Consider the following 13,394-nt stretch of genomic DNA (forward strand, 5'->3'; position numbering starts at 1 on the left):
CGCCGGTGTGGCCGCCGCCCGTTCGTTCACAAGCCTATTGGGCGACTTGGGAAACGGCTGACATCAGCTCCTGCGGGTTTGGCGCCCCAAACATGTATCGCCCACCCTCTGGAACCTCCGTGAAGCTCCAGCGAACGATTCCCTGACGGTCCAGCAGGAACTGACCTATCAGTTGTCCGTGTCCCGTTGCCATCATCTGCTCGTCGGCTTCGGTCACTTCGTAATTGTCCTTCTTGTTGAGGATTTCGCTGGCCGTCATGGGATCCATCGGACCGGGCAACTCGCCTGGTATCTCAACCCGCATATCCTGTGCCACTGCCATCGCGACCTTGTACGGCCAGTTCGTCTCGTTCTCGGTGAATTCGAGATTCGGCAGCCCAAAAGCACGATGTGAAGCGCGTTCAGGGTCGGAGGCCGCAAGCAGGTTCGGCATCGGGTGGTAGCGGAAATAGAGACGCGCCCGTTCGATCGGCGTGTTGACCACCGTCAGGCTCTCCACGCCCCTTTCGCGCAGCTCCGGATCAAGCCGCGCCTGGGCTGCGATATGGCGCCGGCAAAACGCACAATGCAGACCTCGAAACAGGCCGACCAGCACCGGTTTTTGTCCGCGAAAGTCGTCAAGCGCGATCTTGCCTTCCTGGGTAATGGCGTCGAGTACCAAGTTCGGCGCACGGTCGCCCGGTTGAAGCGGTACCAAGTCACTATGCGCGGACATTTCCAACCTCCCACCCCGGCTAGTCGAGAAAAGGCAGCACCACAAGCGCTTCCGGGTCGAGCCCGTGCTGGGCGCATATACCCTGCGCCAGGGAAAAATAGCGTTCGGCCTCGGCCAGATTGTCGAGGTCGAGATTAAGCGTTGCAAGACCATCATAGCACGGAAACAGCAGTTGGGGCTCGCCTGTTTCGCGGGCTACGTCCAGTGCTTCGTGGAACAAGCCAACCGCCAGTTCCGGACGGCCGTTGCATTGGTGGATCTGCCCAAGCACGATCAACGGCACCGGCAGGTGCTCGCGCTGGTCGAGCGCCCGGTCGATCTCGATGGCCTTCTCGGCAGCAGGCACGCCCTCCGTTGGACAGCGATCCGTGAAAGTACAACAAGCGACCGCCAGATTGGCGAGGAGGCGGGCCTGGAAACCTAGATCGCCAATATGGCGCGCCACGTCCAGACCGCGCCGACAGACCTCCATCGCCTTTGCCGGATCGATGGTCGTGCAAAGCACGCCGAGATTGGTGTAGCCTCGGCAGGCCGCGCCCAGTAGACCGGCGGCTTCGGCCAATTCAATGCTGCGCTCGACTTGACCCACGGCTTCACGGTTTCGCCCGAGGCGAGCCAGCGCAACAGCCTTGGTATTAAGTGCCTCGGCGGTCACAAGAGTGGCATCGCGCCCTACGTCGGAGACATGCTCCGTTGTCAAAGTGCGTACGCAATCCAGCGCCGCGTCCGCCCATTTTGCCGCGAGGGAGTGATCTCCGCTGCGGAACGCCTGTCGGCCACGTTCTTGCCACAGATGCGCCTGCTCGATCGGGGCATCCGCTCCATCGAGGAGCGCTGCCGCTTCAGCATAGCGGGATTCTGCGTTGTCCCGCTTGCCGACGTCCCAGAGCAGCCGACCGATCTTGCGCAAAACGCGCGCCGAAGCGACACGATCGGCTGACTTGCGGTATGCCTGCAACACCGTCTCGTAGTGGTGGTGCGCGACCTCGCGGCGGCCTGCCGGGCCGCTCAGATCGGCAATGCGCTCTGCAATTGCCAGTTTGAGTGGTGTTTGCCCGATCGCGCCCAACGGAGCCAGTGCTCGCTCGTAGAAACGAAGGGCGTCGTCGTTGGCGTATATCATGCGAGCGCGATCGCCCGCCACCTGCAGGTAATGCGCGCCCCTCTCTCGCTCGGCACTCTGTGCGAAATGATGACCGAGCGCGGCCAAATCCTCGAGCCGTTCCGGCTTGTCGCCGCACAGTTGCTCCAAGGCAGCACCGACCCGCCCGTGGATGTCGGTCCGGCGTTGCAGGAGCAGATTCTGGTAGATCACGTCCTGCAGCAATGTTTGCGTAAAGCGGTAGCTTTGCGACGAGACCGAGCCCGATCCAGCAACTTCCTCGATGATTTCCGCATCGCAAAGCAGTTCGCAGCCGGCTTCTAGCCGGCCGGGGTCGACTGTAACGGTTTTCAGAAGTGTGGCATCGAAGCGCGGGCCGATTACCGCGGCTTCCTGGGCCAACCGGCGCACCTCTTGGGGCAACCGGTCGACCCGAGCAAGCAACATTGCCTGGATCGTGGCGGGAATGCCGGTTGCGACTTCGCCTGCCACAGTCCGCCATTGCTGGCCCTCGCGCATCAATACCCCGCGATCGATAAGGCCGCGAACGATCTCCTCTAAAAAAAGCGGGTTGCCGCCCGCGCGCTCGAGGATCTGGCCGAGAAGCCCTCCTGCGGAGTTTACCCAGCTCTCGCCGAAAAGCGCCGCCAGCAGGCTGCGTCCGTCATCATTGTTGAGCGGCGAAAGCCTGAGCGCCGTGTGACTGACCCGACTTGAATCGAGCTGGTCGTTGTCCGGCGCCGGACGATGCGTGACCAGCAACATCAACCGCGTGCGTTCCAGCCTGTCCATCACGAAACGCAGTGCCTCGAGCGACACGGCGTCGGCCCAGTGCAGGTCTTCCACGACAATCAACAGCGGCGACAACGCAAGCCGCCGTTCGATGATTGTGCGGACGGCGTAAAGAATTTGCCGCCGCAGCTGCTCGGGCTCGACATGCTGCAAGGTGGCATCGGGGTCGCCAAGGCCAAGCACATGGTAGAGCAAAGGCATCAGCCGCTTCGCCTCCTCGCCCTGTAGGCCGAGATCGGCAAGCAGGGCTGCGAGCTTCCCCCGCATTTCGTCCCCATTGTCGTTTTGCATCATCCCGGCGGCGCTGCGCACGACTGCGCCCAAGGCGCCGAATGATCGTTCGCCCAGCGGTGAGCACGTGGCTTGCCGCACGGCGACGTTGCGAAAACGATCCTCGTCGCCGACGCGGGCGACGAACTCCTTCACCAGCCGCGATTTCCCGATACCGGCTTCTCCGACGAGACGGACAAGTTGGGCCGAGCCGCCGCACGCCTGGTCAAGGCTCGCCAGCATTCTATGAAGCTCCGCACCACGACCTATTATCGGCGCGCTGAGGCCGAGCGCCTCGAGCCCACGCGCTGCACGCGGCGCCGCAAGCGGTGCATCCAGTCGATGGACGAGCACGCTGCCGGCCTTGCCGCGAAGCACGACATCACCCAGCGACTCGTAAGAGAAGGCATGCCGGGTCAGCCTGTGAGTGAGCTCGCCTACCAGCACCTCACCCGGTGCAGCCAGCGATTGCAGGCGTTGCGCCGTATTCACGGTGTCGCCGGTCACCGAATAGGATTTGGCGGTGCCGATGCCCAATCCGCCAGTAACGACCGGACCGGTGTTTATGCCGATGTGGAGCAACAGAGGCGAGCCGGAGTGGGGGGTGCTTTCACCGAGCCGCGCCGTCCGGGCGATCATGTCGAGAGCGGCGCGAAGCGCACGTTCCGGGTCGTCCTCATGCGCGACTGGCGCACCGAACAAAGCGAGCAGTGCATCGCCGATGAATTTGTCGACGAAACCACCAAAGTTTCGCACGGCCGCCGTCAATTCCTTGAACAGTTCGTTCTGCAGCGCTTGCATGACCTCGGGGTCGAGCTGCTCGCTGAGTGTCGTGAAGCCGCAAAGGTCGGCGAACAGGACCGTTACCGTCCGGCGATCGGCGTCAGAGACGGGATGCGGCCCTTCTTCGCTTTCGATGTTCGCAAGCAGCGACGGAGTGCGAGAAGGTGGCACGATGGTCCGGCTTGGTGTCGGAGCAGGCCGTTCGACGGCTTTTGCGGGCGCCCCGACGCTTGCACCACATTTCGGACAGAACTCGAAATCAGGTGCGCACAGGTAGCCGCAACTGGCGCATGGCACGGGCTGGCGCCTGCCGCATCTCGGACAGAAAGCGTAACCGCCCTCAACCTCGAAACCGCAGCCCGAGCAGTCCATGGAACAAGACCTCACCAATGCATGTCGCCCAAAAGTGAACCCGGTTTTGGGATAACGACATGCATAAAAACAAAGACCTAAAGCGGCCGTGACGGCGTGATCTCGCTACGCACTTCGCGGCCAAGGTACTCACAAGGATGAACCTATAACCGTCGACCAGCAAGCGGCAGCGCAAATGGGCATCGAGCGATCCGTGTGGGTCCGGTGGCAGAGCGCTGCCGATTCGGGCGGCTGCGTGGCCGTCGTTTGCGAAAGTTCCCTCTTGCCTCCGTCTTCCTGCTATCGTGGAGATGAGGAGACGGATCCTTGAGCGAGAATCGTAAGCTAGCCGCAATCCTGGCTGCAGATGTGGTCGGATACAGCCGGCTCGCGAGCGCGGACGAAGATCGTACTTTGGCGAGGTTGCGAGCACTGCGCAGCGACCTGATCGATCCGACCATCGCAGTGCACCAGGGGCGGGTGATCAAGCGCACCGGGGATGGGGCGCTGGTTGAGTTCCGCAGTGTGGTGGATGCCGTGCGCTGCGCCATTGAGGTTCAGAATGGCATGGTCGAGCGCAATGCCGGCGTGCCGCAGGACCGCCGCATCGAGTTCAGGATCGGCATCCATCTGGGGGATGTGGTCGAAGAAAGCGACGGCGACCTGATGGGCGACGGCGTCAACATCGCCTCGCGTTTGGAGGGCGTCGCGGCACCCGGTGCCATCTGCCTGTCCGAGGATGCCTATCGCCAGGTCAAGGCGAGGCTCGACCTGGCGGTCAGCGATCTCGGCAGCACGCAGCTCAAGAACATCGCCGAGCCGATCCGGGTCTATTCGCTGCAAGTCGGCAGCGCCGGGACCACAGCGGCCGCGACTTCGGAAACCGCGACGAACCGGCCGGCAACGGCAGCGCCGCCGAAGCTGTCGATCGCCGTCCTACCGTTCGCCAACATGAGCGGTGACGCCGAACAGGACTACTTCGCCGACGGCATCTCTGAAGACATCATCACAGCGCTGTCCAAGCTGTCGCAGCTCTTCGTCATCGCACGCAATTCGTCGTTCACCTTCAAGGGCCAGAACGTCCATGTGCAGGAGGTGGGCACGAAGCTCGGCGTGCGGCATGTACTTGAGGGCAGCGTACGCAAGTCTGGGAACAGGGTGCGCATCACCGCGCAGCTCATCGATGCTACTTCGGGCGGGCATCTTTGGGCGGAGCGGTTCGATCGCGACCTGACCGACATATTCGCAGTGCAGGACGACGTGACGCAGCAGATCGTCGGTGCGCTGGCGCTCAATCTGACCGAGGGTGACCGTCAGCGGCTGGCGTCCGAGCACCCGCGCGACATGGAGGCGTATGACTGTTTCCTGCGGGGCCGGGAGCTGTGGTACCGGCTGACGAAGGAGACGAACGTCGCAGCCCGCGACCTCTTGCAACGTGCCATCGAACAGGACCCGAACTTTGCATCTGCCCACGCCTTCCTCGCGCTCACGCACGGTCTCGATTACCTGAACAGGTGGAGTGCCTCGCCGCCGGAATCGATGGCGCAAGCGGAAGAGGTCGCAACGCGAGCGGTAACGCTGGATGGCAGCGATCCCTGGGCGCACTGGGCGCTGGCTATAGTCAAGCTGTACACACGACGGCACGATGGGGCCATCAACGAGGCCGAGCGCGCGATCGTCCTCAATCCGAACTTCGCCGAAGGGCACGTCATCCTCGGCGAGGCGCTGTACTATTCGGGCAGACCCGAGGAGGCCCTCGAGAGTTTCGCCCGGGGAAGATCTTGAATCCATACTTTCCGGATGTGCTTCTGCATTTCCAGGCTTTGGCAGCGTTCCAACTGGGAAGGTACGAAGAGGCCGTTGACCTCTTGCTGCAACGGCTGGCTCGCAACGCTGTCACCGACGTCTCGCGCGCGCTTCTGGCCGCCTGCTACGGCCATCTGGGCCGTTTCGCCGAGGCCCGCGCGGCATGGCAGGAAGTGCTTCGCCTCAACCCCGACTATTCGCTGGAATACCGTCGCAAAGTCTTGCCCTACAAGAACCCCGCCGATTTCGAACTCGTGGTGGACGGGCTCCGCAAGGCCGGTATCGTCCAGTGACCGGTGAGGGCATGTGAGGCTCAGGTCGCTTTGATCCCTGCCTTGCCGATCTTGCGCCATCGGGCGTTTTCGCGAACCGGTTTCAGGTCGTCGGTCGTCTCGGCAAATGTCCGCAAACGGTATTGCCGCAAAAGGTCCGGGAATAGGGCCCCTTCCGGCAGGCCGGCAAGCTGCTCGCGGACCGAGATCTTTTCATCGATGACCCCCATGCCCCAGGCATTTTCCCGAACCTGCAGCTCCGCGGCCAGGTCGCGCTCTTCCGGCACGTTTTCATCCAGCACGGCCAGCAGGATCGAGTGGAAAAGCGCTACATAACCAATCTGTCTCAGGCCGCCCACAACCCGCACGCGCGGCAATATGGCAAGGACGAGGAACATCAGGAACAAGTTCGGTAGCAGCACGCCGTCCAGCAGCGCCTGCTTGAGATGCGGCCGCTCGAACGGGATGGAAAGACCATGCGGCCTGTCAGGCTCGATCAGGTGCCCGTTCTCGAGGACGAGCTTGCGCACGCGCTCCTCGCGGATGCCCCAGAAATAGGCCGTGGCATTGGGCAGGAATCTGCCAAATGGGCTCGATGCGGCCTCTTGCAAGGCACGTTCGAGACGCTGGCGCCTTGCGGGCTCAATGAGCAGCCTGGAAAGGAGGCTGCCGTCATTGTCCAGATGCCGCGCCATGGCAACCGCGGCAAGCCGATCATCGATGAAAACCGGCAGAGCCATGCCGGAACGATCCCAATCGGCGACCAGATCTTCGTTGAGGGCTGTCAGCGCATCGGCGGCGGTTTCAAACACCTTGTCCTGGCTGGCAAGCAGTGTGCCCAGCCAGCGGCCGGCGTCCGTCTCATTGCCCACCGCTTCGAGCGCGCGCCTGTTGAGGGAGACGGGACCGGCCGCGCAGACGCTTTTGCGGCACAGTTTGTGGCGCCCCATGCCAAACAGGTTGACCTTGTCCTCGCCGACATCGAGCCATCCCGGCCCCTCCCGGCCGATTGTCTCCATGGTCATCGTCGTTCCCATGAAGCCGACGAAGGCCGACAGCCCGTTTTCGACCGCGCCGAGCCAGGCAAGCAGCAGCGCATCGAAGGTGATACGGTCCATCAGCAGCAGGCAGTGCAAGCCGGACTGGATCACCGGTCTGTGCTCGAATTCGTCGAGGGCCTTGCCGATCTCTTCGGGCTGCATGATAGCAGCAAGGCACTGATGCAGGACGTCGCGCAGGATCGAGCGGGCAGCGATCGCCGGGCCCGATGCAGGCCTTGCCACCGGCCGCCACAGATGGCGGGCATAGTCGGAAACCGGTGCATTCCAGTTCTGCTCGATGTCGCGCACGACTTCCGGGCAGAGCAGCGACAGCACAGCCAGAATTTCCACCGGAGGCGCAGGGGCTGGGGCAAAGACGGCGGTCATCAGAACCGCAGCCGCGCCATGGTCAGGAGGTCGTGGTACCGCCCGTCGGTAAAACCGGCCTTCACATGCCGGCCTTCTACCTCGAAGCCGTGGCTGGTGTAGAGGCGGATGGCCGGTTCGTTGTCGGCATAGACGCTCAATTCGACCCGCTTCAGGGCGCGCCAGTTGTCGGCCACGTCAAGCAGCGCGCCAAGTATGGCAGAGCCGATCCCCTTGCCGACAAAGGCATCGTCAAGGCCGATATTGATCTCGCCTATATGCGAACGGCGCGGCGACCCCTGCACCACCAGGCTGCCATGGCCGACGACCTTGCCGTCCAGCTCGGCAACGATCCAGGTGGTTTCCTGGCCGGATTTGGCGATGCGCCGCTCCACCTGTTCCACCATTTCGAACGGCATTCTGAGCGTGCCCCAGCGGAAGCCCGGCATGTTGAAGATGGCGCAAAGCGATTCCGCATCGCTTGGCCGCACGGCGCGGAGCTGCGGCTGGATCTTCTCGGAGGATGGCGCGTTGGTCATGGCGTTCCCGGCAAAGGCAATCGGCACGATGCACCGGACATCGCCTGAAAATCCAGCCGTCCGTGCGATCTATGATCCCAATCGCGGGCTAAAATACCTGGAGGCCGCGTAAAGTTTGCGCACGCCGCTGACGCCGATCCAGCCGAAAAGAGCGAGCCAGCACAATGTAGCGGCCGCCGTCCAGTCGATCCGGTGCGCCGCAGCGTCGGTGATGACGAGGCCAAGGATGGAAAGCAGGCCGACCAGAAACTGCGCCAGGCCTAGCACCAGCAATTCTTCGCGCGGCGCGCTTTTCCAGACGAGATAGGTGCCGCCAGCGCCGGCGAGGAAGATGGCGCTGTAAACCTGAGCGTGGAAGGGATCTACCGGCCATGGCCAGGTGCTGCTGACCATTAGGGGGAACAGCAACATGCCGACGCCATAGAGCCCGAGGATCGCCGTTTCCACCAACATGTAGCGGCGCCATGCTGGGTTTAGGGTCACGCCTTTTGCTGAAGGACGGGCCCTGGCCCGCCACAGGAACAGCCCGGACACCGCAGCCGAGGCAAGATAGACCAGGAACCAGAGCCAGGTCGCTTTTCGCTCGAAGTTGAAATAGCCGAGATTGATCAACGAAACCGCCGACACGATGACGGTGAAGATGAAGGCCATGACGAGCACCAGCCTGCCGGGCGACCAGCGATTCCAGAACAAGAGCGCCGCCATTACCGCCATTTCGGCGGTGTAGAAGCCGCCGAGGAAGCGGGCACTGAATGGCGTGACGGGCCAGGGCCAGCGCGGCTTGACCAGTGCCGGCGCGAAAAACAGGCCGGCGCCGACGATCAGGACGATGATGACCCCCGCCGAGAAAAGCCGCAGGGCCGCGGGAAATGGCGGGTTGTCGGGTGTCGGCACGGGCGAAAGCCCCAAAGATGAATTCCCCATGGGCCCACCATAGTGCCGCTTGCGGCCGGTGAAAATCCGCCGAATGGAAATTGACCTGTCACCAGGCTTGTCCATTCGAATGGCCGTTCGATCCGTTTCGACGTAGAATGGGGTGCTCGGACCGAAGACCGGTTCGGCCAACACGCCTCGGGGCGCATTTTCCGGAGCCTGCACGATGAACGAAGCTCAGGATCTGTTCTCGCTTCTGCGGCAATCGACCGATGTCGATCCGCAGGCAATCGACGCCATCCGGCGAACCATCGCGGAGGGCAAGGACCGCGAACTTTGCCGCATCAATGTGCCAGCCTTCGCCAGCAAGCATGGCCTCGACGAGGAGCGCGCCATAGGCGCCTTCCTCCATGCGGCGCGGGTGGGCATCTTCGACATTTCCTGGAATGTGCTGTGCCCCGGCTGCGGCGGCGTGCTCGACACCAACGCCACGCTGAAAACCCTGCAGAAGGACGAATATACCTGCGCGCTATGCTCCGAGGATTATTCGCCGACCCTCGACGAGATGGTCGAGGTGACATTCACCATCAGTCCCCGCATACGCAGGATTGCCGCCCACAATCCACACGAACTGCCGTTGATGGAATATTTCCGCCAGATCTACTGGGCGTCCGGCGTCGATCTGCCGGGCGAGGATTTCGCAAAAACGTTGGAAGCGTTCACGCTGGAAGATATCGAGCTCGCGCCCGGTGAAAAGGCGGTTCTGCCCATACAGCTTCCATCCGAATTCGTCATCGTCTTCGAGCCGGTCACCCATTCAGTGCAGTTCATCGACGGGAAGGGCGAACCCACAAAGGAGCGCCGAAGCCTCTCTTTGGTCTTCGACCGCGACCATGTCCAGAACCAGACGCTGGAGATGCAACCTGGCCCGCTGCGCATTTCGCTGGAAAACAGGACCGAAACCCGCGTGCTGCCGACGGTCTTCATCGCCGGCCATGCATTGCATGATTTCCTGGGCAAACGCCGGCCCTTCCTCACCGCCAAGCGCCTGCTCACCAACCATACATTCCGCGATCTCTATCGCACGGACACGCTCGACATCAACCAGCGCCTGAAGATCACCAGCCTGACCTTCCTGTTCACCGACCTGCGCGGATCGACCGCGCTTTACGAGCGGGTGGGCGACCTTTCGGCCTTCGATCTTGTACGCGCGCATTTCCAGGTTCTGCACGAGATCGTCGCGGCGGAGGCGGGCGCGGTGGTGAAGACGATCGGTGATGCGGTGATGGCGACCTTCGCGACCCCTGATCGTGCGATTGCCGCGGCCCTCAGGATGCGCGATGCCATGCGTGCGCTCAACGAAAAGAGCGGGCGCGAGGATCTGGTGCTCAAGATCGGAGTCCATGCCGGCCCCTGCATCGCCGTATCCATGAACGAGCGACAGGACTATTTCGGCCAGACGGTCAACATTGCTTCACGGGTCCAGAACCTCGCCGACGCACAGGCGATCTTCGCCACGAATGCGGTGGTCGACGACAATCTGACCGCCGACCTGTTGCGCAGGAACGCGCTGACGCCCGTGCCCCATGAGGTCTCGCTGCGCGGCATTGAGCGGGAGATAGCAGTCTATACGATCCCCTGAAGACTTGGCCCATGAGGATTTGGGTCGTCTCGGCCCCTCACACGCGTCTGCAGATAAAATAACGATCGGCTGATACCGAAGGCGGTGGCGGGAGGCGTTGCAACAGCGGGTGGTCGAGCGGCGTGCCGCTGACCGCGATGCCGCCGACGCGAAGCAGGCGCGCAATCAGATCGGGAAGCCAGGTAGCGGTCACTGCATCGCGATCGTCATAGCCGGTGCCGATGTCGGCATGAACAAGAGCGGCGTCGATGCCAATGAACTTGCGGGCCGTCTCGCGTATTTCGCCGAGCACGAGGTTTTCAGCTTCGGGAATTGAGCTGGCGTGTGCGCCAACTTCGCGGTCGAACACCACGATGCGGCGCCCGGGCAGGCGCTCGCGCAGATGGTGGAACGTCCGGCCATTGCCGAGGCCGAGCTCGAGCACAAGCCCCTCCATCTTCGCCACCTCGGGGCAGATTTGATTGAGAATGTCGCGCTGTGCGGTCATCCTGCTGATGAAATTATCGAGGCGACTCATATGCGATTGTATGTCCTGAACCAGCAGCCCCGATCGAGGCTTGCTGCATATAGAGGCGAACGACGAACCCTGCAATAACGCAACCGGCCGCCGACAAGCGTCATACCGGGTGGAGTCGTTCGGCACGGCGTGCGGCGGAACAGCGATCTCACTTGTAGGGGTCTGCGGCGTCCCGCAAGCCGTCGCCGAGGAAGTTGAACGCCATGATGACGAGAATGACGGGCAGCATCGGCAAAAGCAGCCATGGATAGAACGCGATCACGCTGACGCTGCGCGCCTCGGTAAGCAGGATGCCCCAACTGGTTATCGGCGCCCTCAGGCCGAGCCCGAGGAAGCTCAGTGCCGTCTCGCCCAGGATCATGCCGGGTATGGAGAGCGTCGCCGTCGCGATCAGATGCGACATGAAGCCCGGAATGAGATGCCGCCTGATGATGCGGCTGCTCCCGGCGCCCATCAACTGCGCGGCCAGAACGTAATCCTCCTCGCGCAGGGCCAGAAGCTTTGAACGCACGGCCCGCGCCAGTCCGGTCCAGTCGAGCAGCCCGAGGATGACGGTGATGCCGAAATAGATCAGGATCGGACTCCAGGTTATCGGCATGATCGCCGCCAGGGCCAGCCATAGCGGAATGCTGGGAATCGATTGCAGAACTTCGATTATTCGTTGAACGATCAGGTCGAAGATACCGCCGTGATAGCCGGCCAATCCGCCGATGAAGATGCCGAGCAGGAAGCTGAAACTGATGCCGACGAGGCCGATTGTCAGTGAAATGCGTGCGCCATAGATCATGCGCGAGAGCACGTCGCGCCCCAGCCTGTCCGTGCCGGCCAGAAAAAGCTGGCCGTTTTCGGCAGGGCAGACAAAATGCCTGTCACCTTCGATCAGGCCCCAGAACTGGTAACTGTCGCCCTTGCAGAAGAAATGGAGCCGCTGAACATCGTCGTGGTTCTCGATGTAGTTCCGCTTGAGCGTGTCCATATCCAGCATCATCTGGCGGCCATAGACGAACGGCCCGACGAACTCGCCATTGTGGAACAAGTGTACCTTCTGCGGCGGCGAATAGATGTAGTCCATGTTGCGCGAGTGCAGATTGTAGGGCGCCAGGAACTCGCAGATCAGTATCCCGAAATACAGCACTGCCAAGAATATGCCGGATACAAGCGCAAGCCGGTGTTTTCGGAATTTCCACCACATCAGCCGCAACTGCGACGCCTGAAAGACCTTCGACTGCTCCGGCGTCATCGCCTCGACCGACTCCAGGTCAAAGGGCGCGATGGAAACGTAGTGTTGCAGTGGAGCGCCCGGAGCGGGCAGGGGCGATTGCGTGTTCATTTGGTGCTGCCGCCCTGCAAACGAATTCGTGGATCAAGCAGCGCCAGCGCCAGGTCGGAAATCAGGACACCTATGACCGTCAGGAAGGCGAGGAACATGAGGAAGGACCCTGCCAGATACATGTCCTGGCTTTGCAGCGCCTTGATCAGCATCGGCCCGGTCGTTTCCAAAGACAGCACGATTGCCGTGATTTCGGCGCCGGAGATGATGGCCGGCAGGATGGAGCCGATATCGGAAATGAAGAAATTGAGCGCCATGCGCAGCGGATATTTGACCAGCGCCTTGAAGGGATGAAGGCCTTTGGCGCGCGCGGTCACGACATATTGCTTGTGGAGTTCATCAAGCAGATTGGCGCGCAGCCGCCGGATCATGCTTGCCGTGCCCCCGGTGCCGATGATCAGGACCGGGATCCAGAGATGGGCGAGGATCGACTTCGCCTTGGCCCAGCTCATCGGCTCGCCGAGATATTGCTGGTCCATGAGATGGCCGATGGACGTGCCGAACCAGATGTTGGCGAAATACATCAGGATCAGCGCCAGCATGAAATTCGGAATGGCAAGGCCGAGAAGGCCGAAGAAAGTTAGGCCGTAATCGCCCCAGCTGTATTGATGCGTGGCGGAGTACATGCCGATCGGAAAGGCGATGAGCCAGGTGAAGATGATCGTGACGAAGGAAACCAGCACGGTCAGCCACATTCGATCCCCGACGACGTCGCGAACCGGCAGCTCATATTCGAAGGAATAGCCGAAATCGCCGTGCAGCATCCCGCCGACCCAGTAGAAGTAGCGAATGACTGGCGGCTGGTCGAAACCATATTCCTTGCGCATCATCTCGATGCGATCGGAATCCACCGCTTCGCCCTGAGCCCGAAGCTCGGCAACATAGCTGTCGAAATAGTCCCCCGGCGGAAGTTCGATGATGGTGAACACCAGCGCCGATATGACCAGCAGCGTTGGAACCATCACGGCGATGCGCCAGACAAGATATCGAAGCACG

At 62.0% G+C, this 13,394-nt stretch carries 9 protein-coding genes and 1 pseudogene; 2 read left to right on the plus strand and 8 right to left on the minus strand.

Going from position 1 to position 13,394, the window contains the following annotated elements; all coding sequences use genetic code 11:
* Positions 1-34: 34 nt before the first annotated feature.
* Together ACFOJ9_RS06540 and ACFOJ9_RS06545 are read right to left on the minus strand one after the other, a co-directional pair.
* Positions 35-715 carry a redoxin domain-containing protein gene (locus ACFOJ9_RS06540; RefSeq protein WP_378987608.1) on the minus strand — a complete coding sequence of 227 codons (681 nt, stop codon included), beginning with the start codon at positions 713-715 and terminating at the stop codon, positions 35-37.
* Between the two features lie 19 nt (positions 716-734).
* Entirely contained in the window at positions 735-4,034 is a 3,300-nt protein-coding gene (locus ACFOJ9_RS06545) for an adenylate/guanylate cyclase domain-containing protein (protein ID WP_378977790.1), read from the minus strand.
* Positions 4,035-4,340: 306 nt separating this feature from the next.
* Here ACFOJ9_RS06545 and ACFOJ9_RS06550 point away from each other — a divergent pair.
* Positions 4,341-6,112: pseudogene (locus ACFOJ9_RS06550) on the plus strand (adenylate/guanylate cyclase domain-containing protein).
* 20 nt (positions 6,113-6,132) lie between these two features.
* On the opposite strand, the gene ACFOJ9_RS06555 reads toward ACFOJ9_RS06550, so the two are convergent.
* The 3 genes from ACFOJ9_RS06555 to ACFOJ9_RS06565 all read right to left on the minus strand — a co-directional run bounded on the left by ACFOJ9_RS06555 (position 6,133) and on the right by ACFOJ9_RS06565 (position 8,930).
* The gene (locus tag ACFOJ9_RS06555) at positions 6,133-7,518 is read right to left on the minus strand and encodes a hypothetical protein (protein ID WP_378977792.1); all 1,386 of its coding nucleotides are present in this window, start codon (positions 7,516-7,518) and stop codon (positions 6,133-6,135) included.
* Entirely contained in the window at positions 7,518-8,036 is a 519-nt protein-coding gene (locus ACFOJ9_RS06560) for a GNAT family N-acetyltransferase (RefSeq protein ID WP_378977794.1), read from the minus strand. Before ACFOJ9_RS06560 ends, ACFOJ9_RS06555 begins: the two co-directional genes overlap by 1 nt.
* Before the next feature lie 69 nt (positions 8,037-8,105).
* Complete coding sequence (locus tag ACFOJ9_RS06565; RefSeq protein WP_378977796.1) at positions 8,106-8,930, minus strand: hypothetical protein; 825 nt, start codon at positions 8,928-8,930, stop codon at positions 8,106-8,108.
* Positions 8,931-9,135: 205 nt separating this feature from the next.
* On the opposite strand from ACFOJ9_RS06565, the gene ACFOJ9_RS06570 reads away from it, so the two are divergent.
* On the plus strand, positions 9,136-10,551 hold the full coding sequence (locus tag ACFOJ9_RS06570) for an adenylate/guanylate cyclase domain-containing protein (protein WP_378977798.1): 1,416 nt from the start codon (positions 9,136-9,138) through the stop codon (positions 10,549-10,551).
* Between the two features lie 37 nt (positions 10,552-10,588).
* Here the strand turns inward: ACFOJ9_RS06570 and ACFOJ9_RS06575 are convergent, their stop codons facing one another.
* The 3 genes from ACFOJ9_RS06575 to ACFOJ9_RS06585 all read right to left on the minus strand — a co-directional run bounded on the left by ACFOJ9_RS06575 (position 10,589) and on the right by ACFOJ9_RS06585 (position 13,393).
* The gene (locus ACFOJ9_RS06575; protein ID WP_378987611.1) at positions 10,589-11,068 is read right to left on the minus strand and encodes a class I SAM-dependent methyltransferase; all 480 of its coding nucleotides are present in this window, start codon (positions 11,066-11,068) and stop codon (positions 10,589-10,591) included.
* Between the two features lie 148 nt (positions 11,069-11,216).
* Entirely contained in the window at positions 11,217-12,398 is a 1,182-nt protein-coding gene (locus tag ACFOJ9_RS06580; RefSeq protein ID WP_378977800.1) for an ABC transporter permease, read from the minus strand.
* Positions 12,395-13,393, minus strand: coding sequence for an ABC transporter permease (locus ACFOJ9_RS06585; protein ID WP_378977802.1), 999 nt, complete (start codon positions 13,391-13,393; stop codon positions 12,395-12,397). The genes ACFOJ9_RS06580 and ACFOJ9_RS06585 overlap by 4 nt, the downstream gene beginning before the upstream one ends.
* Between the last annotated feature and the right edge of the window lies 1 nt (position 13,394).

Origin of the sequence: Mesorhizobium cantuariense, from assembly GCF_042647205.1 — a bacterium.
In the GTDB taxonomy this organism is placed as follows: Bacteria; Pseudomonadota; Alphaproteobacteria; order Rhizobiales; family Rhizobiaceae; genus Mesorhizobium; species Mesorhizobium cantuariense.

What these genes read in the sequence shown, in the direction of transcription:
- ACFOJ9_RS06560 (WP_378977794.1), bottom strand. Translation starts at nt 8,036, where the DNA reads ATGACCAACGCGCCATCCTCCGAGAAGATCCAGCCGCAGCTCCGCGCC.
- ACFOJ9_RS06545 (WP_378977790.1), bottom strand. Translation starts at nt 4,034, where the DNA reads ATGGACTGCTCGGGCTGCGGTTTCGAGGTTGAGGGCGGTTACGCTTTC.
- ACFOJ9_RS06555 (WP_378977792.1), bottom strand. Translation starts at nt 7,518, where the DNA reads ATGACCGCCGTCTTTGCCCCAGCCCCTGCGCCTCCGGTGGAAATTCTG.
- ACFOJ9_RS06580 (WP_378977800.1), bottom strand. Translation starts at nt 12,398, where the DNA reads ATGAACACGCAATCGCCCCTGCCCGCTCCGGGCGCTCCACTGCAACAC.
- ACFOJ9_RS06540 (WP_378987608.1), bottom strand. Translation starts at nt 715, where the DNA reads ATGTCCGCGCATAGTGACTTGGTACCGCTTCAACCGGGCGACCGTGCG.
- ACFOJ9_RS06570 (WP_378977798.1), top strand. Translation starts at nt 9,136, where the DNA reads ATGAACGAAGCTCAGGATCTGTTCTCGCTTCTGCGGCAATCGACCGAT.
- ACFOJ9_RS06575 (WP_378987611.1), bottom strand. Translation starts at nt 11,068, where the DNA reads ATGAGTCGCCTCGATAATTTCATCAGCAGGATGACCGCACAGCGCGAC.